23 protein-coding genes are annotated in these 23,442 nt (G+C 62.2%); 8 read left to right on the top strand and 15 right to left on the bottom strand.

The window, feature by feature from the left end; all coding sequences use genetic code 11:
* Positions 1 to 113: 113 nt before the first annotated feature.
* Together HBO24_RS09415 and HBO24_RS09410 are read left to right on the top strand one after the other, a co-directional pair.
* Positions 114 to 1,679: a PAS domain-containing methyl-accepting chemotaxis protein gene (locus HBO24_RS09415; protein WP_170059591.1), complete on the top strand. Its 1,566-nt coding sequence runs from the start codon at positions 114 to 116 to the stop codon at positions 1,677 to 1,679.
* Between the two features lie 18 nt (positions 1,680 to 1,697).
* Positions 1,698 to 3,389 (top strand): EAL domain-containing protein, encoded by a 1,692-nt coding sequence (locus HBO24_RS09410; protein ID WP_170059590.1) that lies wholly within the window; start codon positions 1,698 to 1,700, stop codon positions 3,387 to 3,389.
* Here the strand turns inward: HBO24_RS09410 and HBO24_RS09405 are convergent.
* Entirely contained in the window at positions 3,368 to 4,135 is a 768-nt protein-coding gene (locus tag HBO24_RS09405) for a transporter substrate-binding domain-containing protein (RefSeq protein ID WP_170059589.1), read from the bottom strand. The two genes, HBO24_RS09410 and HBO24_RS09405, sit on opposite strands and share 22 nt — an antisense overlap.
* A 134-nt stretch (positions 4,136 to 4,269) precedes the next feature.
* On the opposite strand from HBO24_RS09405, the gene dnaX reads away from it, so the two are divergent.
* The 5 genes from dnaX (at position 4,270) to HBO24_RS09380 (ending at position 9,891) form a co-directional block, all read left to right on the top strand.
* Complete coding sequence (gene dnaX, locus HBO24_RS09400) at positions 4,270 to 6,321, top strand: DNA polymerase III subunit gamma/tau (protein WP_169960516.1); 2,052 nt, start codon at positions 4,270 to 4,272, stop codon at positions 6,319 to 6,321.
* Positions 6,322 to 6,387: 66 nt separating this feature from the next.
* On the top strand, positions 6,388 to 6,726 hold the full coding sequence (locus HBO24_RS09395; protein ID WP_057439500.1) for a YbaB/EbfC family nucleoid-associated protein: 339 nt from the start codon (positions 6,388 to 6,390) through the stop codon (positions 6,724 to 6,726).
* Between the two features lie 141 nt (positions 6,727 to 6,867).
* Positions 6,868 to 7,893 carry an NADP-dependent oxidoreductase gene (locus HBO24_RS09390; RefSeq protein WP_057439499.1) on the top strand — a complete coding sequence of 342 codons (1,026 nt, stop codon included), beginning with the start codon at positions 6,868 to 6,870 and terminating at the stop codon, positions 7,891 to 7,893.
* A 58-nt stretch (positions 7,894 to 7,951) separates the two neighbouring features.
* Positions 7,952 to 8,554, top strand: coding sequence for a recombination mediator RecR (gene recR, locus HBO24_RS09385; protein ID WP_057439498.1), 603 nt, complete (start codon positions 7,952 to 7,954; stop codon positions 8,552 to 8,554).
* A 188-nt stretch (positions 8,555 to 8,742) separates the two neighbouring features.
* Positions 8,743 to 9,891, top strand: a complete 1,149-nt coding sequence (locus HBO24_RS09380) for an acyl-CoA dehydrogenase family protein (RefSeq protein ID WP_057439497.1) — start codon at positions 8,743 to 8,745, stop codon at positions 9,889 to 9,891.
* Positions 9,892 to 9,973: 82 nt separating this feature from the next.
* On the opposite strand, the gene HBO24_RS09375 is transcribed toward HBO24_RS09380, so the two are convergent.
* Both HBO24_RS09375 and fnr read right to left on the bottom strand, forming a co-directional pair.
* Positions 9,974 to 10,522, bottom strand: a complete 549-nt coding sequence (locus HBO24_RS09375; protein WP_057439496.1) for an adenine phosphoribosyltransferase — start codon at positions 10,520 to 10,522, stop codon at positions 9,974 to 9,976.
* 90 nt (positions 10,523 to 10,612) lie between these two features.
* Positions 10,613 to 11,347: a fumarate/nitrate reduction transcriptional regulator Fnr gene (fnr, locus tag HBO24_RS09370; RefSeq protein WP_170059588.1), complete on the bottom strand. Its 735-nt coding sequence runs from the start codon at positions 11,345 to 11,347 to the stop codon at positions 10,613 to 10,615.
* A 154-nt stretch (positions 11,348 to 11,501) separates the two neighbouring features.
* On the opposite strand from fnr, the gene HBO24_RS09365 reads away from it, so the two are divergent.
* Positions 11,502 to 11,972, top strand: coding sequence for a hypothetical protein (locus HBO24_RS09365; protein WP_057439494.1), 471 nt, complete (start codon positions 11,502 to 11,504; stop codon positions 11,970 to 11,972).
* Positions 11,973 to 11,978: 6 nt separating this feature from the next.
* Here HBO24_RS09365 and hemN read toward each other — a convergent pair whose 3' ends face one another.
* From hemN to ccoN, 12 genes are all read right to left on the bottom strand, one after another.
* Entirely contained in the window at positions 11,979 to 13,361 is a 1,383-nt protein-coding gene (hemN, locus tag HBO24_RS09360) for an oxygen-independent coproporphyrinogen III oxidase (protein ID WP_057439493.1), read from the bottom strand.
* A gap of 102 nt (positions 13,362 to 13,463) precedes the next feature.
* Complete coding sequence (locus HBO24_RS09355) at positions 13,464 to 14,147, bottom strand: sulfite exporter TauE/SafE family protein (RefSeq protein ID WP_057439492.1); 684 nt, start codon at positions 14,145 to 14,147, stop codon at positions 13,464 to 13,466.
* Positions 14,140 to 14,367 carry a cbb3-type cytochrome oxidase assembly protein CcoS gene (gene ccoS, locus HBO24_RS09350; RefSeq protein WP_057960320.1) on the bottom strand — a complete coding sequence of 76 codons (228 nt, stop codon included), beginning with the start codon at positions 14,365 to 14,367 and terminating at the stop codon, positions 14,140 to 14,142. Before ccoS ends, HBO24_RS09355 begins: the two co-directional genes overlap by 8 nt.
* Positions 14,368 to 14,389: 22 nt before the next feature.
* Positions 14,390 to 16,840: a heavy metal translocating P-type ATPase gene (locus tag HBO24_RS09345; protein ID WP_170059587.1), complete on the bottom strand. Its 2,451-nt coding sequence runs from the start codon at positions 16,838 to 16,840 to the stop codon at positions 14,390 to 14,392.
* A 96-nt stretch (positions 16,841 to 16,936) separates the two neighbouring features.
* Positions 16,937 to 17,476 (bottom strand): FixH family protein, encoded by a 540-nt coding sequence (locus tag HBO24_RS09340; protein WP_057960318.1) that lies wholly within the window; start codon positions 17,474 to 17,476, stop codon positions 16,937 to 16,939.
* 14 nt (positions 17,477 to 17,490) lie between these two features.
* A complete protein-coding gene (gene ccoG, locus HBO24_RS09335) occupies positions 17,491 to 18,906 on the bottom strand; it encodes a cytochrome c oxidase accessory protein CcoG (RefSeq protein WP_057439629.1) in 1,416 nt (471 codons plus the stop codon).
* Positions 18,907 to 19,113: 207 nt separating this feature from the next.
* Positions 19,114 to 19,524 (bottom strand): type II toxin-antitoxin system VapC family toxin, encoded by a 411-nt coding sequence (locus tag HBO24_RS09330; protein ID WP_057439489.1) that lies wholly within the window; start codon positions 19,522 to 19,524, stop codon positions 19,114 to 19,116.
* The gene (locus tag HBO24_RS09325) at positions 19,524 to 19,778 is read right to left on the bottom strand and encodes a type II toxin-antitoxin system Phd/YefM family antitoxin (RefSeq protein WP_029300038.1); all 255 of its coding nucleotides are present in this window, start codon (positions 19,776 to 19,778) and stop codon (positions 19,524 to 19,526) included. The genes HBO24_RS09330 and HBO24_RS09325 overlap by 1 nt, the downstream gene beginning before the upstream one ends.
* A gap of 142 nt (positions 19,779 to 19,920) precedes the next feature.
* Positions 19,921 to 20,895, bottom strand: coding sequence for a cytochrome-c oxidase, cbb3-type subunit III (gene ccoP, locus HBO24_RS09320; RefSeq protein ID WP_057439488.1), 975 nt, complete (start codon positions 20,893 to 20,895; stop codon positions 19,921 to 19,923).
* Positions 20,892 to 21,077 (bottom strand): CcoQ/FixQ family Cbb3-type cytochrome c oxidase assembly chaperone, encoded by a 186-nt coding sequence (locus HBO24_RS09315; protein ID WP_003175465.1) that lies wholly within the window; start codon positions 21,075 to 21,077, stop codon positions 20,892 to 20,894. Before HBO24_RS09315 ends, ccoP begins: the two co-directional genes overlap by 4 nt.
* Before the next feature lie 5 nt (positions 21,078 to 21,082).
* The gene (ccoO, locus tag HBO24_RS09310; protein ID WP_057439487.1) at positions 21,083 to 21,691 is read right to left on the bottom strand and encodes a cytochrome-c oxidase, cbb3-type subunit II; all 609 of its coding nucleotides are present in this window, start codon (positions 21,689 to 21,691) and stop codon (positions 21,083 to 21,085) included.
* Complete coding sequence (ccoN, locus tag HBO24_RS09305) at positions 21,691 to 23,133, bottom strand: cytochrome-c oxidase, cbb3-type subunit I (RefSeq protein WP_057439486.1); 1,443 nt, start codon at positions 23,131 to 23,133, stop codon at positions 21,691 to 21,693. Before ccoN ends, ccoO begins: the two co-directional genes overlap by 1 nt.
* Positions 23,134 to 23,442: the final 309 nt, after the last annotated feature.

Below are 23,442 nucleotides of genomic sequence, written 5' to 3'. Positions count from 1 at the left end.
CCAATGGCGCCAGCCAGCCGATTGACGGTTTACCCGTCTGGAAATACCCCTCCATCTGCAGGATCTATCCGATCCTGAGCAGGTGGATCGAATGCTGTCCATGGAGCTTTAAAGTGCGCGTCAATTTGCCGGTCACCACAGTTGAACAGACTTTCGGGGAGCAGCAACGGCTCATTTCCGCAACTGACATCAATAGCCACATTACTTACTGCAACGCCGAGTTTGCCGCCATGAGCGGCTTCACCCAGGCTGAACTGATAGGCAGTACCCACAATCTAGTGCGCCACCCGGACATGCCGCCCGCGGTCTTTGAGCTGATGTGGCGCTACCTCAAGGCCGGCCAGAGCTGGATGGGCGTGGTCAAGAACCGCTGCAAAAACGGCAACTTCTATTGGGTCAGCGCCTATGTGACGCCGATCCTCGAAGATGGTCGCCTGGTAGGTTATGAGTCGGTGCGGGTCAAGCCGACGCGCGAGCAGGTGCGGCGTGCCGAAGCGCTCTACGCACGCTTGCGTGCCGGGCGTTCGGCGGTTTCGCCGTTGCAGCGCCTGGGCCAGGTCGGCAATGCCCTGGCCGTTCCCGCCCTGGCGGCAGTGCTCGCTGGCGGGGCGATGCAATGGTTGCCGGGCGGGTGGGCGCAGGCCTCTGTCGCGCTGCTGTTTCTTGGCCTCGGCGCCTGGGCGCACCTGCGTCTGGGGCAGCAGCTCAAGCAGATTGTCGAGCACACGCCCAATACCTTTTCCGACCCTATCAGCGCCATGACCTACAGCGATGCGCTGGGCCCGGCTGCGCAACTGGAAATGATCCTGATCAGCGAAGAGGCGCGCTTGAAAACCGCGCTCACGCGTCTGAGCGACCTGGCCACCCAGATGGCCGAGGCTGCTGCTCATTCCAGCATGTTATCGGGCACCACCGAGTCGGCGCTGCTGGAGCAACGCGCGGAAACCGATATGACCGCCGCCGCCATGACCGAAATGGCCGCGTCCATCGCCGAAGTGGCAACCCATGTCCAGCAGACCGCCAGCGAAGCCCGCACCGCCAATGACCTGGCTGAGCAGGGCAGCCATGTTGTCGGCACCACACGCGAGGCGATTCAACTGCTGGCTAGCACTGTCACCCAGATCAATCAGGCGGTGGGCCATCTGGCCGATCAGACCCAGGAAATCCGTGTGGCCGCGAGCATGATCCAGGCCATCGCCGACCAGACCAACCTGCTGGCCCTGAATGCTGCTATCGAAGCGGCGCGGGCCGGCGAGCAAGGCCGTGGTTTTGCCGTGGTGGCCGATGAAGTGCGGGCGCTGGCGGGCAAGACCCGACAGTCGACCGAGCAGATCCAGGGCATCATCCAGAGTTTGCGTGCCGGGGCCGATCAGGCGGTGGACATTGCCAGCACCGGTATTCAAGAGGCCGAGCAAGGCGTGCAGCAGGTACTGCAAGCGCAACAGGCACTGCTGGGCATTCGCCAGGCGGTGGAACGCATTACCGGCATGAGTCAGCAAATGGCTGCAGCCTCACAGGAACAATCCCACGTCGCAGAGGATGTTTCACAACAGATCAATAACGTCGCGGCCACGGTACAAAAGACAGCGGGCAACGCCAACGCTGCAGTCACCCGGGGCCGGGAACTTGAAAGCATCTCTTCCGGGTTGCGTGCCCTGGTCGAGCGGTTCAACCGCTAGCCACCTAGAGCCACATTCATGGATGAGAAATACCGCAGGGCCGTGGATGCCGCCGCCATTTTCTCCGAGACAGACCTCACCGGCCGCATCACCTACGTCAACGACCAATTCTGCGACATGTCCGGCTACAGCCGCGACGAGTTGCTGGGGCGTAACCACCGGATCCTCAGCTCCGGATTGCACCCTGCCGGGTTTTTCCAGGGCATGTGGCGCACCATCACTGAAGGCCGGGTCTGGCGCGGGGAAATCTGTAACCGCGCCAAGGATGGCTCGTTGTACTGGGTCGATAGCACCATGGTGCCGCTGGTCGATCAGCGTACCGGGAAGGTGCAGAAGTACGTGTCGATTCGTTTTGACGTCAGCGAAAAGCGTCAGTTGCTGCAGACCCTGCAATGGCGGGTCGGTCACGATGTGCTGACCGGGCTGCCCAATCGCGCTTACCTCTCCGAATTGCTCGTGCAGTCCCTGGAGTTTTCCCGCAACGAGCAAATCCCCCTGGCGGTGTGCATGCTCGACCTGGATGGCTTCAAGGCCGTCAACGACGGCTATGGGCATGCCAGTGGCGACTTGTTGCTGGTGGAGGTTGCGCGTCGCCTGCGTGAGATCATTCGTGGCGAAGATGTGGTCGCCAGGCTGGCCGGTGACGAGTTTGTACTGATCCTGCGCTACGTGCGCGATGCCGATGAGCTTAACGGCGCGCTGCGGCGGATCCTCACGGCCATCTCCGAGCCGTATTCGATCCAGGGCGCGCAGATCAACGTGTTTGCCAGTATCGGCGTGACCTTGTTCCCCCTGGACGATGAGGACGCCGATACGTTGCTGCGCCATGCCGACCAGGCCATGTATGTGGCCAAGCAAAGTGGCCGCAACCGCTACCAGCTATTTGACGTGTCCCTGGAGCAGGAGGTCAAGGCCACCCACCAGACGGTCCAGCAGATTCGCCAGGCCCTGGCGGCGGGGGAGTTGTGCCTGCACTTCCACCCCAAGATCAACCTGCGCCAAGGCCAGGTGGTGGGGTTTGAAGCGTTGCTGCGCTGGCAGCATCCGATGCGCGGGTTGGTGGCGCCCAAGGATTTCCTGTCGTTGATCGAGCAGACCGACCTGATCGTGGATGTCGGCGAGTGGGTGATGGATCAGGTGCTGGCGCAGATGCGCCAGTGGCAGGAGGCTGGGCACTGCTGGCCGGTCAGCGTGAACATCGCGGCCCGGCATTTCCAGCGTGCGGATTTTGTCGAGCGCCTGCAGCAACTGCTGGCCCAGCATCCCGATGTCGCGCCACACATGCTTGATCTGGAAATTGCCGAATCGGTGGCCATCGACCATATCCAACGGGTCACCGAGCACCTGGCGGCGTGTCAGGCGCTGGGGGTGCGGTTTTCCCTGGATGATTTCGGCACCGGCTATTCCTCCCTCAGCTACCTCAAGCGCCTGCCGACCCAGACCATCAAGATCGACAAGTCGTTTGTGCGTGACATCCTGCACGACAAGGACGACCTGGCCTTGACCCAGGCGGTGATCGGCCTGGCCCGGGCATTTGGTCGCGAAGTGATCGCCGAGGGCCTGGAAACCCTCGAGCATGGCCAGTTGCTGCTGCGCATGGGCTGCGAAGTGGCCCAGGGTTATTACTTCGCCCAGCCCATGCCGGCTGACGAGGTGCCGGCCTGGGCCGTCGGGTTTGACCTGCTCAACTATGGTGCGGGCGACGATTGAGGCGGTCGCTCGCGGTCGCCGGTGTAGAGCCTGATGATGTCGTCAATCTCCCCCGACATCTTCATGCGCAGCAATGTGCGCAAAATTTGCTGCACGGGCAGGGCTGGGTCGTTACGCACGTAGCAGCCCAGGCTCTGCTCATCGATCACGGCCACTACGTGCAGCCTGCGGCCCACGGGTAGCCGCTGATTGAAGCGCTCCAGGGCCCATTCGTTGGTGACGGCATACTTGAAGCGTCCCGCCACCAGCTTGTGCAGCACTTGCTCTTCGCTGCGGGCGTCGTCGCGCTGCAGTTGGCCGTTGGCGAACAGCGGCTCGAGGGTCGGGTAGCTGTAGTTGAGCACGGTGCCGATATTCTGCGCAGCCAGCTTCGCCACATTCACCGACAGCGGCGGGACGTGGGCGCTGACCAGCACATTACGCTGCACCAGCAAGGGGACGCTCCAGACATAATCGCCGGACAGGTTACCCAGCCACGCCTGTGCGACGTAGCAGCGCACATCAACCTCGTCATGTTCCATGGCTGGGGCGATGCGGGCCCGGGCCAATACCTGGAACTGCGCCGGATGGCCAACCTGGGTGGCCAGGCTTAACATCAGGTCATACAAAATGCCCTGGGTCGGCTGGTCGGCCTCGATCTGCACCAGGGGCATGGCCCAGCTGTCGGAAATGGCGAAGCGCAACGGGGCGGGTGCCGCCAGGCTCAGTGTGGTGATCATCCATAAAGCGCCCAGGACTACGCGCATAAACTCTCCGAGATCAGCCCTTGGGAGGGAAGGTCACTACCAGCTTAGTCAGATTAGGCGAGCGTGCCGGATGCAATTTCGCCCCTGCTCCGCTAGCATTACCGGCTTCCGCTTCCCAGTTGCGACGGTTTTCGATGAGTTATCAGGTTCTTGCACGTAAATGGCGTCCGCGCTCGTTCCGCGAAATGGTCGGCCAGACCCATGTGCTCAAGGCTCTGATCAATGCCTTGGACAGCCAGCGGCTGCACCACGCCTACCTGTTCACCGGCACTCGCGGGGTGGGCAAGACCACCATTGCGCGGATCATTGCCAAGTGCCTGAACTGTGAGACAGGCATCACCTCCACCCCCTGCGGCACCTGCTCGGTGTGCCGGGAGATCGACGAGGGGCGCTTTGTCGACCTGATCGAGATCGACGCCGCGAGCCGCACCAAGGTCGAGGACACCCGCGAACTGCTCGACAACGTGCAGTACGCCCCCAGCCGTGGCCGCTTCAAGGTCTACCTGATCGACGAAGTGCACATGCTTTCCAGCCACTCCTTCAACGCCCTGTTGAAGACCCTGGAGGAGCCGCCGCCCTACGTTAAATTCATCCTGGCCACCACCGACCCGCAGAAACTTCCTGCAACGATTTTGTCGCGGTGCCTGCAGTTCTCCCTGAAAAACATGACACCCGAGCGGGTGGTCGAGCATTTGACCCACGTGCTGGGTGTGGAGAACGTGCCGTTCGAAGACGACGCGCTGTGGCTGCTGGGCCGCGCCGCCGATGGTTCGATGCGCGACGCCATGAGCCTGACCGACCAGGCCATTGCCTTCGGCGAAGGCAAAGTGATGGCCGCCGATGTGCGTGCCATGCTCGGCACCCTCGATCACGGGCAGGTGTTTGACGTGCTGCATGCGTTGATCGAAGGCGATGCCAAGGCGCTGCTCGAAGCCGTGCGCCATTTGTCGGAGCAAGGCCCGGACTGGAATGGCGTGCTCTCGGAAATTCTCAACGTGCTGCACCGCGTCGCTATCGCCCAGGCGCTGCCTGAAGGGGTCGATAACGGCCACGGCGACCGCGACCGCGTATTGGCCCTGGCCCAGGCGTTGCCGGCCGAAGATGTGCAGTTCTACTACCAGATGGGCCTGATCGGGCGCCGAGACCTGCCCTTGGCCCCGGACCCGCGCGGCGGCTTTGAAATGGTCATGCTGCGCATGCTGGCGTTCCGCCCGGCGGACACCGCCGATGCGCCGAGACAGCCGCTAAAGCCAGTGGGGATCAGCCAGGCCACAGTTGATTCCGCCAAACCAGTGGCTGGCGCGGCGGTCGTCGCGCCAGTGATCGCGCCGGAACCTGTGGCAGTCACTGCCGCCCCGGTCGCGGTTGAGCCGGTGGCGCCTGTAGCGGTGCCGGAGCCGGTTGCCGAGCCTGAGCCCGCGCCTGTGGTCGATCTGCCCTGGAACGACCCGGTAGAGGCCGTGGCCGAGCAGGAGCCTGCAGTCGAGGCCGTGCTGGAAACCACCAGCGAGCAGCCCGAGCTCACGCCCATGCCCACGCCGACCCCCGACAGCGTAGTGCCGGACGCGCCGGAATGGGTCGCCGCCCCCGTGCCCGAGCCGACCATCGCCGAAGTGGACGCCGCTACCCCCGGCATCGACCTGGATGACGAACCGCCGCTGGACGAAGATTACATCGAGCCGGACATGGATTCGGCCTACAGCTACCTGGACGACCTGGCCAGCGAACACACCGCCGAGCCCGCGCCGGAGCCCGAGGCAGAACCTGCCGCGATGCCGGCCACCGGCCTCGCCCTGCAATGGCTGGAGCTGTTCCCGAAATTGCCGATCTCCGGCATGACCGGGAGCATCGCCGCCAACTGCACGCTGATTGCCGTCGATGGCGATCATTGGCTGTTGCACCTGGACCCGGCCCACAGTGCCCTGTTCAACGCGACCCAGCAGCGCCGCCTCAACGACGCCCTGAATCAGTTCCACGAACGCACCCTGACGGTGACCATCGAGCTGATCAAGCCCGAGCAGGAAACCCCGGCCCAGGCCGCCACCCGTCGCCGGCTCAACCGCCAGCGCGAGGCCGAGGAGTCGATCCAGGCCGATCCGCTGATCCAGCAGATGATGGAGCAGTTTGGCGCGGTGGTGCGACACGATACTATTGAACCTGTCGAAGCCCAGGCTGCAGCGGGCTGATAATTGCAGGCGCCGTGCCTTGAGGCTCGGCGCCGTATTGATCCACGTACTTTTGAGGTGATTCCCATGATGAAAGGTGGCATGGCCGGCCTGATGAAGCAGGCGCAGCAGATGCAGGAAAAAATGGCCAAGATGCAGGAAGAACTGGCCAACGCCGAAGTCACCGGTAAAGCCGGTGGCGATATGGTCAGCGTAGTGATGACCGGTCGTCACGACATCAAGCGTGTGAGCATCGACCCAAGCGTATTGCCGGGCATTGGCGAAGACGACCTGGAAATGCTCGAAGCCTTGTTCGCTGCGGCCGTCAACGACGCCGTGCGCAAGATCGAAGCCAACAGCCAGGACAAAATGTCCGGCGTGACCGCGGGCATGCAACTGCCGCCGGGCATGAAGCTGCCGTTCTGATCGACTCGCGCGACTGCAAAAATGCCAGGCATCGTGCCTGGCATTTTTGTTTGTGTCGGGCACAATCGAACGTCAGTCTTGCAATAGCTGTCTGCACTCTATACCGCTGAATTCAATCACCGATATAAAGGAGCCCCGCTGATGACCGAAGCCATGACCCTTAACCAGCGCATCGTCCTGGTATCCCGCCCTCAGGGTGCGCCCGTGCCGGAAAACTTCCGCCTGGAGCGCGTGGCGCTGCCAGACCTCGCAGACGGCCAGGTTCTGCTCAAGACCCTGTTCCTGTCCCTTGACCCCTATATGCGTGGGCGCATGAGTGACGCGCCGTCCTACGCCGCGCCGGTAGAAATCGGCGAGGTGATGACCGGCGGTGCTGTGAGCCGCATCGAACAGTCGCGCAACCCCAAGTTCGAGGTGGGCGACCTGGTGGTCGGCGCCACCGGCTGGCAAAGCCATAGCATCAGTGACGGACGCAACCTGATGCCGGTGCCCAAGGGCCTGCCGAGCCCGTCCATGGCCCTGGGTGTGCTGGGCATGCCCGGCATGACGGCCTACATGGGCCTGATGGATATCGGCCAACCCAAGGCCGGGGAAACCCTGGTGGTGGCGGCGGCCTCCGGTGCGGTGGGCTCGGTGGTCGGCCAGGTGGCCAAGCTCAAGGGCCTGCGGGTGGTGGGCGTGGCCGGCGGTGCGGACAAGTGCCGTTATGTGGTGGAGGAGCTGGGGTTTGACGCGTGCATCGACCACAAGAGCGCGGACTTTGCCGAAGAGCTGGCCCAGGCCTGCGACAAAGGGGTGGATATCTATTATGAAAACGTCGGCGGCAAGGTCTTCGACGCTGTGCTGCCCTTGCTCAATCCCAAGGCACGGATCCCCCTGTGTGGCCTGATTGCCGGCTACAACGCCCATGAGGCGCCCACCGGCCCTGATCGCCTGCCAGCGCTGCAACGCACCCTGTTGACCAAGCGCGTGCGTATCCAGGGGTTTATCGTGTTCGACGACTATGGCGACCGCCACCCGGAATTTATCAGCGCCATGGCGCCCTGGGTGCGGGACGGCAAGGTCAAGTTCCGCGAAGACGTGGTCGATGGTCTGGAGCAGGCTCCCGAGGCCTTTATCGGCCTGTTGGAAGGGCGCAACTTCGGCAAGTTGGTCGTGCGTATTTGACGCTTATCCGAGGCGCGGGTATAAACCGCGTCTCGTTGTTTTGTCGGACCTTTGCCCCATGAGCTTCAGCCCTCTGATTCGTCAACTGATCGACGCCTTGCGCACCTTGCCGGGCGTGGGCCAGAAAACCGCCCAGCGCATGGCGCTGCAACTGCTGGAGCGTGACCGCAGCGGTGGCTCGCGACTGGCCCAGGCCTTGAGCCAGGCCATGGACGGTGTGGGCCATTGCCGCCAGTGCCGCACCCTCACCGAAGAAGAACTGTGCCCGCAATGCGCCGACCCCCGTCGCGACGACACGCTGCTGTGCGTGGTCGAAGGGCCGATGGACGTCTACGCGGTGGAGCAGACCGGCTATCGCGGGCGCTACTTCGTGCTCAAGGGCCACCTGTCGCCGCTCGACGGCCTGGGGCCGGAGGCCATTGGTATCCCGCAGTTGGTGGCGCGCATTGAAGGGCAGGGTACCTTTACCGAGGTGATTCTGGCCACCAACCCGACGGTGGAAGGGGAAGCCACGGCGCATTACATCGCGCAACTGCTGACCAACAAAGGCTTGATCACCTCGCGCATCGCCCATGGCGTGCCATTGGGTGGCGAGCTGGAACTGGTGGACGGCGGCACCCTGGCGCACTCGTTTGCCGGGCGTAAACCTATCGCGCTCTAAGCCCAATATCCTCTGGCACGCCGGCTTGTGTGGGAGCTGGCTTGCCTGCGATGGCATCGCCTCGGTCCTCCTGATACACCGCACTGCCTGCATCGCAGGCAAGCCAACTCCTCCATGGGTTCTGCGTTCGGCTTGATAACCAAGCAAGCGCTTGGTAAGTTCGCTCCATCTCTGCATGGAGCTTGCCGATGTCTGCCTACCAGGAATATTTCGACCCCAGTCACCAATTGGTCCGCGACAGCGTGCGCCGTTTTGTCGAGCGCGAGATTCTGCCGGGCATCGAGCAATGGGAGGAGGCCGAACACTTCCCCCGCGAGCTGTACCTCAAGGCCGGCGCGGCGGGGATTCTCGGCATTGGCTACCCTGAAGCCCTGGGCGGCAGCCATGAGGGCGACCTGTTCGCCAAGGTCGCCGCCAGCGAAGAGCTGATGCGTTGTGGCTCCGGTGGTGTAGTGGCGGGGCTGGGCTCGCTGGATATCGGCCTGCCGCCCGTCGTCAAATGGGCGCGCCCCGCAGTGCGCGAGCGCGTGGCCCCGCAGGTGCTGTCCGGTGAGAAGATCATGGCCCTGGCCGTCACCGAGCCCGGTGGCGGCTCCGACGTGGCCAGCCTGCAAACCCGTGCGGTGCGCGATGGCGATTGTTATCGGGTCAGTGGCAGCAAGACTTTTATCACCAGTGGCGCACGCGCCGACTACTACACCGTCGCCGTGCGTACCGGCGGGCCTGGCTTTGCCGGCATCAGCCTGTTATTGATCGAGAAGGACACGCCTGGCTTCACCGTCGGCCAGCCGCTGAAGAAGATGGGCTGGTGGGCGTCGGACACTGCCGAGCTGTTCTTCGATGATTGCCAGGTGCCGGTGGGTAATCTGATCGGCGGCGAAAACATGGGCTTTGCCTGCATCATGGGCAACTTCCAGAGCGAGCGCCTGGCCCTGGCATTAATGGCCAATATGACCGCGCAGATGGCCCTGGAAGAGAGCCTGAAGTGGGCTGCGCAGCGGCAGGCCTTTGGCAAGCCGATTGGCAAGTTCCAGGTGCTCAAGCACCGCCTGGCGGAGATGGCCACGGCGGTCGAGGTTTCCCGCGAGTTCACTTACCGCCAGGCGGCGAAGATGGCGGCGGGCAAGAGCGTGATCAAGGAGATCTCCATGGCCAAGAACCTGGCCACCGACACCGCCGACCGCGTGACGTATGACGCGGTGCAGATCCTGGGTGGCCTGGGCTATATGCGCGGCAGCCTGGTGGAGCGGCTATACCGCGACAATCGGATTTTGTCGATTGGCGGCGGGACCCGGGAGGTGATGAATGAAATCATCAGTAAGCAGATGGGGTTGTGATTGAGGGGGCTCCCACCTTTGAATGGGTTCACAAATCAAAATGTGGGCTTGCCCGCGATGAAGCCCACAAGACCCGCGCAAATTACCGCTCAGTCAACCCAAACTGCGTCAAACAGAACGTAGGGATCCCCATATCCTCCAGACGCTGCGAGCCGCCCAACTCCGGCAGGTCAATAATCGCCGCCGCCTCAAAAATCCGCGCGCCCATGCGCCGTGTCAGGTTCGCTGCAGCAATCAAGGTGCCACCGGTGGCGATCAAGTCATCGAACATCAACACCGAGTCCCCTTCACACAGGCTGTCGGCGTGTACTTCGAGGAAGGCTTCGCCATATTCGGTCTGATAGCCCTCGGACAGCACGTCCGCTGGCAGCTTGCCTTGCTTGCGGAACAGGATCAGCGGCTTGTTCAGTTGGTAGGCAATCACCGAACCGATCAAAAAGCCTCGGGCGTCCATCGCGCCGATATGGCTGAACTCGGCTTCGACGTAGCGGTGGATAAAGGTGTCGGCCACCAGGCGCATGGCCTTGGGCGACTGGAACAGCGGCGTGATATCACGAAAGATCACCCCAGGCTTGGGGAAGTCGATGACGGGGCGAATCAGGGATTTGATGTCGAAGGCGTCGAAAGTCATCGTCGGGAGTCCTGGGCGCAAAGACCCAGCAGTATACCTGCGGCCTCGCCGGTTGGCTTGGCCACAAGTGTCGCGCCCCTCGTGCGCCGATCAGCCGTCGAGGGAGCCGCCGGCCAGCGCGCAGAGCTGGATCGGGTCGAGGATGTGCACTTCCTTGCCCTCGGCGGCAATCAGTTCGTTCTGCTGGAAGCGCGTGAACACCCGGGACACGGTTTCTACCGCCAGGCCCAGGTAATTGCCGATTTCGTTGCGCGACATGCTCAGGCGGAACTGATTGGCCGAGAAACCACGGGCGCGGAAGCGCGCCGACAGGTTGACCAGGAAGGTGGCAATCCGTTCGTCGGCGGTTTTCTTCGACAGCAACAGCATCATTTGCTGGTCGTCCCGGATTTCCCGGCTCATCACACGCATCAACTGGCGGCGCAACTGCGGCAATTGCAGGGCCAGTTCATCCAGGCGTTCGAAGGGAATCTCGCACACCGACGTGGTTTCCAGAGCCTGGGCCGACACCGGGTGGATCTCGGTGTCCATGCCCGACAGGCCAACCAGCTCGCTGGGCAGGTGGAAACCGGTGATCTGCTCTTCGCCGCTATCGCTCAGGCTGAACGTCTTCAAGGCGCCCGAGCGTACTGCATAGACGGAATCGAACTTGTCACCCTGGCGAAACAGAAACTCGCCTTTCTTCATTGGGCGACCACGTTTAACGATTTCGTCCAGCGCATCCATGTCTTCCAGATTCAGCGAAAGTGGCAAGCAGAGGGGAGCCAGGCTGCAATCCTTGCAGTGAGCCTGGCTATGAGCGCGCAGTTTAACTGGCTCGGACATTTCTTAAATCCTTGTGGGAAAACACACATAAGACGTAAGGGTACCGCACTGAGGGACTATCAAGCCAGCCTGTACAAAAAACCGGCAGAGGTATAAAGGTTTTTACCCGGTGGCCGATGAACTGCTAACGACAATGAGCTTGGAGGCTCACGATATGCTTTCCATCGACGGCAATCTTCCGTCCCGCACCACTGTGCCGACGCTGCTTGAATCGAAAAAAACCAGCACCGTGGGCGCCGGTACCGAATCAACGGCGCTGGGTGAAACCCAGCCTGCCGAAGGCGTGAGCGTGACCTTCTCCGGTGCGTCGCTGAAGGCTGCCAGCGCCGAGAAGACGGCCAACGACGATATCGAAGAAAGCGGGCTGGACGAGAACGTGCAGAAACTGCTGAAAATGATTCGCCAGTTGAAGCAGCAGATCGCGGAAAAGATGGCAGAGATGTCGGCGATCATGTCCGACAAGCGCCTCAGCCCGGAGCAGGTCCTGGCGAAACTGAGCGGCGTGCAATCGGCGCTGGGCGGCTTGCAAGCCTCGCTGACCGGCGCCTATGCGTCGTTGAGCGAAGCGATGAAGAACCTGAGCGCCGAAGACGCGGTGAAGGCCGCCTCGTTGATGGCCAAGTAACCCGGCTCAGATCACCCGTGAAAAGCGCTGCCTATTCTGTTGCTCCAGATAGGCATCGAACACCATGCACACCGAGCGCACCAACAGGCGCCCGGCTGGCAGCACCCGGATTCCCTTGGCGTCGAGTTCGATCAGGCCGTCACTGGCCATTACTTCGAGTTGCGGCCAGAGCTCGGCGAAATAGCCGCGAAAATCCACGGTGAAGGCCTGCTCGATGCTGTCGAAGTCCAGGCTGAAGTGACAGATCAGCTGTTGGATCACCGCCCCTCGTAAACGATCGTCCGCCTTGCACAGCAGGCCGCGACTGGTGGCCAGTTGCGCGCCGGCCAGGGCATTCTGGTAATGACTCAGGTCGCTGCTGTTCTGGCAGTACAAGTCACCAATCTGACTGATGGCCGAAACGCCGAGCCCGATCAAATCGCAATGACCGTGGGTGGTGTAGCCCTGGAAATTGCGTTGCAGGGTGCCCTCTTCCTGAGCGATGGCCAGTTCGTCGTCGGGCAGGGCGAAGTGGTCCATGCCGATGTAGGTGTAGCCGGCGGCTGTCAGCTGCTCGATGGTTTCCTGCAGCATCTGCAACTTGACGGCGGGAGCCGGCAGGTCTTCGCTGTTGATCCGTCGCTGGGGCAGGAAGCGTTCCGGCAGGTGGGCATAGTTGAATACGGACAGGCGGTCGGGTTGCAGGCTGATGACTTCGGCCACGGTGTGGGCGAAATGCTCGGGGGTCTGCTTGGGCAGGCCGTAGATCAGGTCAATGTTGATCGAGCGAAACTGCAGGGTGCGCGCGGCATCAATCACCGCGCGGGTTTCTTCCAGGCTTTGCAGGCGATTGACCGCCCGTTGCACCTCGGGGTCCAGGTCCTGCACGCCGATGCTCACACGGTTAAAGCCCAGTTCACGCAACAGGCCCATGGTGGCCCAGTCGGCTTCCCGTGGGTCGATCTCAATGCCGTAGTCGCCGGAATCGTCATCCAGCAGGTTGAAGTGTTGGCGCAGTTGCGCCATCAGTTGGCGCAATTCGTCGTGGCTGAGAAAGGTCGGGGTGCCGCCGCCAAAATGCAGCTGCTGCACCTGTTGGTGGGGGTCCAGGTGGCAGGCCACCAGTTGAATCTCCTGCTCCAGGCGCTGCAGGTAGGCCTGGGCGCGACCGCGGTCCTTGGTGATGACTTTGTTGCAGGCGCAGTAGTAGCAGATGTTCGCGCAGAACGGCACGTGCACATACAGCGACAGCGGGCGCACGGCCTTGCGGCTGTCGCGCAGGGCGTGCAGCAGGTCGAAGGTGCCGACCTGGCTGGTGAATTGTACGGCGGTGGGGTAGGAGGTGTAGCGCGGTCCTGCCAGGTCGTAGCGATGAATCAGATCAGTGTCCCAACGAATGGCGTCGAGCATGCGGGCGTTCCCCGGATTGGCTAGTGGGCCGAGTCTAGGGGCATGGCTGGGCGGTCATCTTGATTTGTATCAACGGGGAGCGGCGCTATGCCACATGGCCTTTTAGTGGCCCATCAGCCAGTGCTGATGGGGCCCGGGTAGGGTCCAGATACCGAACACAATCACCAGCAGGCCGCCGGCCATGCGCACACTGCGCTTGCGTAACAGCGCGGTGACGCGCTCCGCCGCCAGCCCGGTGGCGAGCAGTACCGGCCAGGTGCCGAGGCCAAAAGCGAGCATCAGCAACCCGCTGTCCACGGCGTTGCCCTGGCTGGCCGCCCACAACAAGGTGCTGTAGACCAGGCCGCACGGCAACCAGCCCCACAGCGCGCCCAGCAGCAGGGCGCGGGGCAGGCTGGACACCGGTAGCAAACGGTTGGCAAACGGCTGGATATGCCGCCACAGGCCGCGCCCGAGGCTTTCGATACGGGTCAGGCCGCTCCACCAGCCGGCCAGGTACAAGCCCATGCTGATCAGTAGCAGGCCGGCCAGGATGCGCATGAACATCGCCGCCGGGCTGTTGGCCACGGCCCAGCCGGCCAGGCCGATCAATACGCCGGCGGCGGCATAGCTGAGGATGCGTCCCAGGTTGTACGCCAGCAGCAGGCGAAACCGCCGGCTGCGCTGTTCCGGGGGGATGGCCAGGGTCAATGCGCCCATCAGGCCGCCGCACATCCCCAGGCAATGGCCGCCGCCCAGCAGGCCGAGGATCAGCGCGGAAACCAGCAGCGGCGCGAGGTCAAGCATGGGGCGGCGCCGGCTCGTCAGGCTTGGCCGGTGGCTGCGGGTGGCTGCTGGCCTCGTCGACAGCGGCCAGGTGCTTGGGATCCTGGTCGTCGAACAGCACGCTGTGGGCCGGCCCGTCGAGGTCGTCATACTGGCCGCTGTCCACCGCCCAGAAGAAGATGTAGATGGCGATGGCGACGATCAGCAGCGCCGCGGGAATCATTACGTAAAGAGCTGGCATCGCTACTCCATGCCCGCGCGGCTCAAACCGGTAGCGGGCGGGGCTGTGGGGTGGTGCTCGCGGCACTGGCGCGCGGCAGGCGCGTCAGGCGCAGGGCGTTGAGCACCACGGTCAACGAACTGAGGGACATGCCGATCGCGGCCCAGATCGGCGTGATCCAACCGAGGGCGGCGAACGGCAACATCAGGCCATTGTACAGCCCGGCCCACAGCAGGTTTTCAATGATTACCCGGCGCGTACGCCGCGCCAGGCTGAACGCTTGCACCAGGGCATCCAGGCGGTTGGACAGCAGCACCGCATCGGCACTGGTTTTTGCCAGGTCAGTGGCCGAGCCCATGGCCACGCTGATATCCGCCGCGGCCAATACCGGCACGTCATTCACGCCGTCACCAAGCATCAACACCTTGCGGCCTTCCTTGTGCAACTGTTGCAGCACTTGCAGCTTGTCATCCGGGCGCAGGCCGCCACGGGCTTCATCAATCCCCAATTCGGCGGCAACGCTGGCGACCATCGGCGAGCTGTCGCCCGATAGCAGCAAGGTACGCCAGCCCCGCGCCTTGCACGCGGCCAGCAGTGCCGGCGCATCGCTGCGCAGGCGATCATCCAGGACAAACCAGGCCAGGGCGCCGCCGGTATCGCCCAGCAGCAGCCATTGGCCAGCGTCTTGCGGCGAATCGGGAATCGCGCAGCCGCTTAATTCACAGACGAAACCGGGCTGGCCGATCCGCAGCAGGCGTTCACCGACCCGGCCTTCGAGCCCCAGGCCGGGGGTGCTGAGCACTTCATCAGCCGCCAGCGGGGCGCGGCCGAAGGCCCGGGCAATCGGGTGTTCGGAGCGGTTTTCGAGGGCGGCGGCCAGGGCCAGGGCCAAGTCGCTGCTCATGCTGCCCAGTGGCCGGATGGCGCGCAGGGCCAGGCGGCCTTCGGTGAGGGTGCCGGTCTTGTCGAAAATCACTGTGTCGATCTGGTTCAAGCCTTCCAGCACATGGCCTCGGGTCAGCAACAGGCCGAGTTTGTGCAGGGTGCCGGTGGCGGCAGTCAAGGCGGTGGGGGTTGCCAGGGACAAGGCGCATGGGCAAGTCGCCACCAGCATTGCCAGGACAATCCAGAACGCCCGCGAGGGGTCCAGCTCCCACCACAGCAGGCCAATCACGGCGGCGGCGATCAGCGAGCAAAGCAGGAACCATTGCGCGGCGCGGTCGGCGATCTCGGCCAAGCGTGGCTTTTCGGCCTGGGCCCGCTCCAGCAGGCGTACGATGGCCGACAGGCGGGTGTCATGGCCCAGGGCGCGCACTTCCACGGTCAGCGCGCCTTCGACGTTGAGAGTGCCGGCGGTGACGCTATCGCCGGCTTGTCGCGGTTGTGGCAGGTATTCGCCGGTGAGCAGGGATTCATCAATGCTCGACTGGCCATCCAAGATCACCCCGTCAGCCGGCAGGATCGCACCCGGATGCACCAGCACCCGGTCGCCCAGGGCCAGTTCGGTGAGCAGGATGCGTTCGCTCTGGCCATCGCCTTTGAGGCGCAGGCACGAGGCCGGCAGCAGGTTGACCAGTTGGGCAGTGGCAGCGGCGGTGCGTTCTCGGGCGCGGCGCTCCAGGTAGCGCCCGGCCAGCAGGAACAGGGCGAACATGCCTACGGCATCGAAATACAACTCGCCCACCCCCGTGATGGCGGTCCAGATGCCCGCCAGGTAAGCGCCGCCAATGGCCAATGACACCGAGACATCCATGGTCAGGTGGCGGGTGCGCAGGTCGCGCATGGCGCCCTTGAAAAACGGTGCGCAGCTGTAGAACACAATGGGGGTGGTCAGAAACAGCGCGACCCAGCGCAGGATCACGTGCAGCTCGGGGCTCAGGTCGATATTGAATTCCGGCCAGGTGGCCATGGTCGCCATCATCGCCTGGAACCACAGCAAGCCGGCGACCCCGAGTTGGCGCAGGGCCAGGCGGTTTTCGCTGGCCAGTTGTTCGGCGGCGCGGTCGGCCTGATACGGGTGAGCGGCGTAGCCAATCTGGCGCAGCTCGCTGAGCACCTGGCTCAACGGCAATTGCGCGTCGGCCCAGCGCACATGCAGGCGATGGTTGGACAGGTTCAGCCGCGCCTCGGCCACGGCCGGCAGGCTGCGCAGGTGTTTTTCGATCAGCCAGCCACAGGCGGCGCAACTGATGCCTTCCATCAACAGGGTGGCTTCGGCCAGGTCGCCGTCGTGGCGCACGAAGGGCTTTTGCACATCGGCGCGGTCGTACAGCGCCAATTCGTCGACCAGTTGCACCGGCAAGGCTTCGGGGTTGGCCGAGGCTTCACTGCGGTGCTGGTAGTAGCTTTCCAGGCCGCCCGCGACAATTGCCTCGGCCACCGCCTGGCAACCCGGGCAGCAGAGCTCGCGGGGCTCGCCGAGGATCACCGCGGTGAAGCGGCTGCCGGGCGGGACGGGGAGGGCGCAGTGGTAGCAGGGGGTTGGGGTGGTCATGGCTTTGGATCTGTGTGGGCAGGGAGGGCCTCATCGCGGGCAAGCCCGCTCCATCTGTAGGAGCAGGCTTGTCCGCGATGCGCGAAGCGCAGGCTTTCAGTTCTTCAGGTCTTCAGCACCCTGCAACGGCTCGTCACCCAACTTCAAGTCGGTGCCATGGCTGACTTCTTCCTCTTCAAACATACGCCAGGTACGGTCGCCTTCGACCCCCAGCAGCTCGACGAAGCGGCGGCCTTCGACCTTGTCGGTCACCTGGCCGATATAACGCCCCGGCTCGCTCTGGCTGCGGGTGAGCACGACCTTGCGGTCTTTCTCCGGCTGGGTCGGCGAAATCAGGTTCAGTTCCAGAGTGGTCGGCCCGCTGTTGCCCGTGAGAAACAGCTCCACTTCCCCGGTCAGTTCATCCAAGTGCAGGGTGGCGCGCATTTGCAGGGTCTGGGCCAGCAATTCGCGGTCCAGGGAGCGGTTGATGCCTTTGCCGGCCTCGTAGTAGTTGTCGTTGACCAGGTTGTCCGGGTTGTTCACCGCGATGGTCACCATGGACAAGGTCAACGTCACCGAGCAGGCCAGGATGGCAATGATGATCCAGGGCCAGAGGTGCTTGTACCAGGGGCTTGCGGCAGTTGCTACGGGCATTGTTCTGCTCTCTTTTAACGAATTTGTGGGCCGATGAATCGGCTCTTGGCTTCAACGTGGACGCTGTCATCGTCAGCATCCTTGAGGATGAATTTCACCTCGTTGGTGCTCGATGGCATTTGTTCCGGCGCGCTCGACAGCTCCACCGGCATGGTGAAGATTTCCCCGGCGGCGACCTTGATTTCGCGCTTGCCTTGTAGCTTGAGGTCCGGCAGGCCGCTGGCGTCCAGCACGTAGGTGTGATCGCGCTGGTCCTTGTTCATGATTTTCAGGCTGTAGACGTTCTCGATCCGCCCTTCGGCGTTTTCGCGGTACAGCACGCGGTCCTTGCTGACGTCGAAACCCACCAGCGAACGCATGAAGAACGCCGTGGCCAGCAGGGTGATCATCGCCAGCAGCACCAGCGCATAGCCGATCAGGCGCGGACGCAACTTGTGGGTCTTTTGCCCCGACAGGTTATGTTCGGTGGTGTAGCTGATCAACCCACGAGGGTAGTCCATCTTGTCCATGATCGTGTCGCAAGCGTCGATACAGGCCGCGCAGCCAATGCACTCAATCTGCAGGCCGTCACGGATGTCGATCCCGGTGGGGCAGACCTGTACGCACATGGTGCAGTCGATGCAATCCCCCAGGCCCAGGGCCTTGTAGTCCACGCCTTTCTTGCGTGGGCCACGTACTTCGCCGCGACGCGGATCGTAGGAAACGATCAGGGTGTCTTTGTCGAACATCACGCTCTGGAAGCGCGCATACGGACACATGTAGATGCACACTTGCTCACGCAGCCAGCCGGCGTTGCCGTAAGTGGCGAGGGTGAAGAAGCCAACCCAGAAGTACGACCAGCCATCGGCCTGGCCGGTGAAGAACTCGAAGACCAGTTCGCGAATCGGCGAGAAGTAGCCGACAAAGGTCATGCCGGTGACAAAACCGATCAGCAGCCACAGCGTGTGCTTGCTGAGTTTACGCAGGAGCTTGTTGGCGCTCATCGGCGCCTTGTCCAGCTTGATCCGCTGGTTGCGGTCGCCTTCGGTGACCTTTTCGCACCACATGTAGATCCAGGTCCACACGCTTTGCGGGCAGGTGTAGCCGCACCAGATACGCCCGGCGTACACGGTGATAAAGAACAGGCCGAACGCGGAGATGATCAGGATGCCCGACAGCAGGATGAAGTCCTGGGGCCAGAATGTCGCACCGAAAATGAAGAATTTGCGCTCTGGCAGGTTCCACCAGACGGCCTGGTGTCCGCCCCAGTTCAGCCATACCGTACCGAAGTACAGCAGGAACAGGCCAGCACCGCCGAGCATCCGCAGATTGCGGAACATCCCGGTGAAGGCTCGAGTGTAGATTTTCTCCCGCGAGGCGTAGAGATCGACAGTGTTGCTGGTTTTTTTGGCAGGCGGGGTAACGTCGTGTACCGGAATCTGATCGCTCATCATTGCATCCCACGGCAGTGGAGATTTGCCTCGGCCAGTACGTGCCAACCGGGGTCAAAATAGGGGTCTAGCAGTGGCGCAATGATACGCCTGTAGTACGGGTGAACGGGTGCGACCTTTGGTCGCGTTGGGGGAAATCAATTGATGGTGTACGTGACTTGAATCAATTGACAGGATGAGTATGGACGGTTTTTCAGGGCTCGAAGGTCATTGGTCCCACGGGTTGATCAGTTTCACGCCGCTGCTTTGGAAGTCGGCGACATTGCGGGTGACCACGGTCAGGCCATGAACCAGAGCGGTTGCGGCGATCAGCGCATCACCTTCGTTAGCGCGATCTGGCACATGCAGGCTGGCGCAGCGCAAGGCCACGGCAGCGTCAATTGGCAGGATCCTGGCATCGAAGGCCGGCATGACATGGCGTTTGAGCCAGGTGCGCAAGACCTTGCCCTGCGCGGGGTCACGGCGTTCCATTCGCAGCACCCCAGTCTCCAGTTCCTTCAAGGTAATCGCCGAAATATACAGGCGTGGCGCAGCGACGGTTTTGGCCCACGCCACCACATTTTTGTCGGCTTGGGGTTTGCGTAACTCGGAAATGACATTGGTATCGAGCAGATACATCAAGAGAGGTCCACGGGTCGATGGATAATTACGGCACGTTCGGTTTCAAACTCGATATCCGCCGCTTCGGGCATCACCAACAGGTCAACAATATCGGCGTTGATGCCTGTCAATTTTTGGTAGTCCTCAATACTTAGCAGCACATGAGCAGGCTTGCCTCGGTCGGTAATAAAAACCGGTCCTTGGCGCGCGGCTTTTTTGGCACCGCTTGTGTCTTGGTTGAATTCGCGGCTGGAGATTGTCGTGATAGTCATGGGGCGCCTCCCAGCGGGATGGGGGAATGTAGTTACGTTACTACGGCGCAGTTGCAAGCTACAAGCGGTCGATGCGCTTCACTGGAAACAAAAAAGCCCCGTCAGCATGCGCTATACGGGGCTTTCTCTTGCGGCTTGCAGCTTACTTCTGTTCTTGCTGCTCTTTGTGCGACAGGCTGTAAACATATGCCGCCAGCAAGTGCACCTTGTCGTTACCTTGCAGTTGCTCCTGTGCAGGCATCTGGCCCTGGCGGCCGTAACGGATGGTCTGCTGCAGTTGGGCGAAGCTGGAACCGTAGATGAACGCGCCCGGGTGGGTCAGGTCAGGTGCGCCCATCGCTGGCGTACCTTTACCGGCCGGGCCGTGGCAGGCCACGCAGTTGGCGGCGAAGAGTTTCTCGCCGTTGGCCACGTCGGCCTTGGCGCCTTCCGGCAGCTTGCGGCCATCGAGGTTGGTCAGCACAAAGCCGGCCACGTCGGCCACGCCTTGTTCGCCGATGACTTCAGACCAGCCCGGCATCACCGCATGGCGGCCGGCCATGATGGTGGCCTTGATGGTCTCCGGCTCGCCGCCCCAGCGCCAGTCGGCGTCGGTCAGGTTGGGAAAGCCGTAGGCGCCCTTGGCGTCGGAGCCGTGGCAGACCGAGCAGTTGGAGGCGAACAGGCGGCCACCCATCTTCAGGGCTTGCGGGTCCTTGGCTACTTCTTCAATGGGCATTGCTGCAAATTTGGCGAAGATCGGCCCAAACTTGGCGTCCGAGCGTGCCATTTCCTTTTCCCACTCGTGCACGCCGGTCCAGCCGCTCTGGCCGTTGGCGAATGGGGTTTGCTTGTCGTTATCCAGGTAGGCATAGCCCGGCAGCAGGCCTTTCCAGTTGCCCAGGCCCGGGTACAGCACCAGGTAACCCAGGGCAAACACGATGGTGCCGACGAACAGCATGAACCACCACTTTGGCAGTGGGTTGTCGTATTCCTCGATGCCATCGAACGAGTGGCCAACTGTCTCGTCCGTTTGCTCGGCGCGCTGGCCCTTGCGGGTCGACAGCAGCAGCCAGGTCAGGGCAAAAATGGTACCCAGACTGAGGACTGTGACGTACAGACTCCAGAACGTAGTCATTCTTTGTTACTCCTAGAAGCTTGCTCGACGTGCTTGATGGCTTCGGGATCATCCGCAAAAGGCAGCAAGGTCGCGTCTTCAAACTCTGACTTGCGCTTGGGGCTGAATACCCACAACGCCAGGCCGATAAAGGCCACCATCACGACAACGGTGCCCAGGCCTCGAATCATCCCGATATCCATTCAGATCACCGTTTGCTTTTGATGATGGTGCCCAGGCCTTGCAGGTAGGCCACCAGCGCGTCCATTTCGGTCTTGCCCTTGACGGCTGCCTCGGCACCGGCGATGTCTTCGTCGGTGTAAGGCACGCCGAGGGTGCGCAAGACTTCCATTTTCTTGGCGGTGTCTTTGCCGTCGAGCTTGTTTTCCACGAGGAACGGGTACGCCGGCATTTTCGACTCGGGCACTACGTTGCGCGGGTTGTACAAGTGCGCACGCTGCCAGTCATCGGAGTAACGACCGCCAACACGGGCCAGGTCCGGACCGGTACGCTTGGAACCCCACAGGAACGGGTGGTCCCATACGCTTTCACCGGCGACCGAGTAGTGGCCGTAGCGTTCGGTTTCGGCACGGAACGGGCGGATCATCTGCGAGTGGCAGCCGACGCAGCCGTTGGCGATGTAGATATCGCGGCCTTCCAGTTCAAGGGCGGTACGCGGCTTCATGCCTTCGACCGGCTTGTTGGTCACGTCCTGGAAAAACAGCGGAACGATCTGGGTCAGGCCGCCGATACTCACGGCGATGACCATGAAGAAGGCCAGCAGGCCGATATTCTTCTCGACTACTTCGTGCTTCATCAGTGAGCTCCCACGACGGCGATCTTGGTGGCGGCTTCAGCCTCTACAGGGTTGGAAGCACGCACGGTGCGCCATACGTTGTAGGCCATGAACAGCATGCCGCTGGCAAAGAACGCACCACCGAGGGCGCGGACGATGAAACCAGGATGGCTGGCTTGCAGCGCTTCGACGAAGGAATAGGTGAGGGTGCCGTCGTCGTTGATCGCACGCCACATCAGGCCCTGGGTGATGCCGTTGACCCACATCGAGGCGATGTAGAGCACGGTGCCGATAGTGGCCAGCCAGAAGTGGGTGTTGATCAGGCTGGTGCTGTGCATCTGCGCCCGGCCATACAGCTTGGGAATCATGTGGTACAGCGCGCCGATGGAAATCATCGCTACCCAGCCGAGAGCGCCGGCGTGTACGTGGCCGATGGTCCAGTCGGTGTAGTGGGACAGCGAGTTGACGGTCTTGATGGCCATCATCGGGCCTTCGAAGGTCGACATGCCGTAGAACGCCAGCGACACCACCAGAAAGCGCAGGATCGGGTCGGTGCGCAGCTTATGCCAGGCGCCCGACAGGGTCATCATGCCGTTGATCATGCCGCCCCAGCTCGGAGCCAGCAGGATGATCGACATGGCCATGCCCAGGGACTGTGCCCAATCTGGCAGTGCGGTGTAGTGCAGGTGGTGCGGACCGGCCCAGATATACAGGGTGATCAGTGCCCAGAAGTGCACGATGGACAGGCGATAGGAGTAGATCGGACGCTCGGCCTGTTTCGGCACGAAGTAGTACATCATCCCCAGAAAGCCCGTGGTCAGGAAGAACCCTACGGCGTTGTGGCCGTACCACCACTGGATCATCGCATCGGTCGCACCGGCGTAGGCCGAGTAGGACTTGAAGAAACTCACCGGCAACGAGGCGTGGTTGACGATGTGCAGCATCGCCGTCACGACGATGAATGCGCCGTAGAACCAGTTGCCAACGTAGATGTGCTTGGTCTTGCGCTTGACGATGGTGCCAAAGAACACGATGCCATAGGTCACCCAGACGATCGCCAGAAGGATGGCAAGGGGCCATTCCAATTCCGCGTATTCCTTGGTGGTGGTGAAGCCCATTGGCAGGGTGATGATGGCGCCCACGATAACCGCTTGCCAGCCCCAGAAGGTGAAGGCGGCGAGACCGTCGGAAATCAGTCGCGTCTGGCAGGTTCGCTGCACGACATAGTAGGAAGTGGCAAACAGTGCACATCCGCCGAAGGCGAAGATCACCAGGTTGGTGTGCAGCGGGCGTAGGCGTCCAAACGTCGTCCATGGCAGGTCGAAGTTCAACTCCGGCCAGACCAGTTGCGAGGCGATGAAGACACCGAGCCCCATGCCAAGGATCCCCCAGACCACCGTCATGATGGCGAACTGGCGGACTACCTTATAGTTATAAGCAGTCGGACTGATTGCTGTGCTCATTCTAAGGTTCCACGGTTTAGGTGTTTTATTAGGATAAAAATCGGTCGCAAGTATGGAGAAAGCGGGGTGCCATTGCAACGTAACGCTGACCTGCGTCAATGCTTTACAAACCAGATTCTGCGCCCTTTCCATGTTTGGCGTAAGGACAAAATCAAAAATGAAAAGCTGACGGGTCGGACAGGAATTTTGCAGGGGTGCAGGCACTTGCGCGCAGGTCTGAGCAAACAAGCTGACGCAGTGACGAATGGTCAATGGCGTGACAGCCGGTAACTGTCAGCCTTTGCGCCTGTCACCTTGCTTGAATGTCAG

It is taken from the genome of Pseudomonas sp. WS 5410 (assembly GCF_012985645.1).
In the GTDB taxonomy this organism is placed as follows: Bacteria; Pseudomonadota; Gammaproteobacteria; order Pseudomonadales; family Pseudomonadaceae; genus Aquipseudomonas; species Aquipseudomonas shahriarae.
This window is presented reverse-complemented; position numbering and strand designations above follow the sequence as displayed.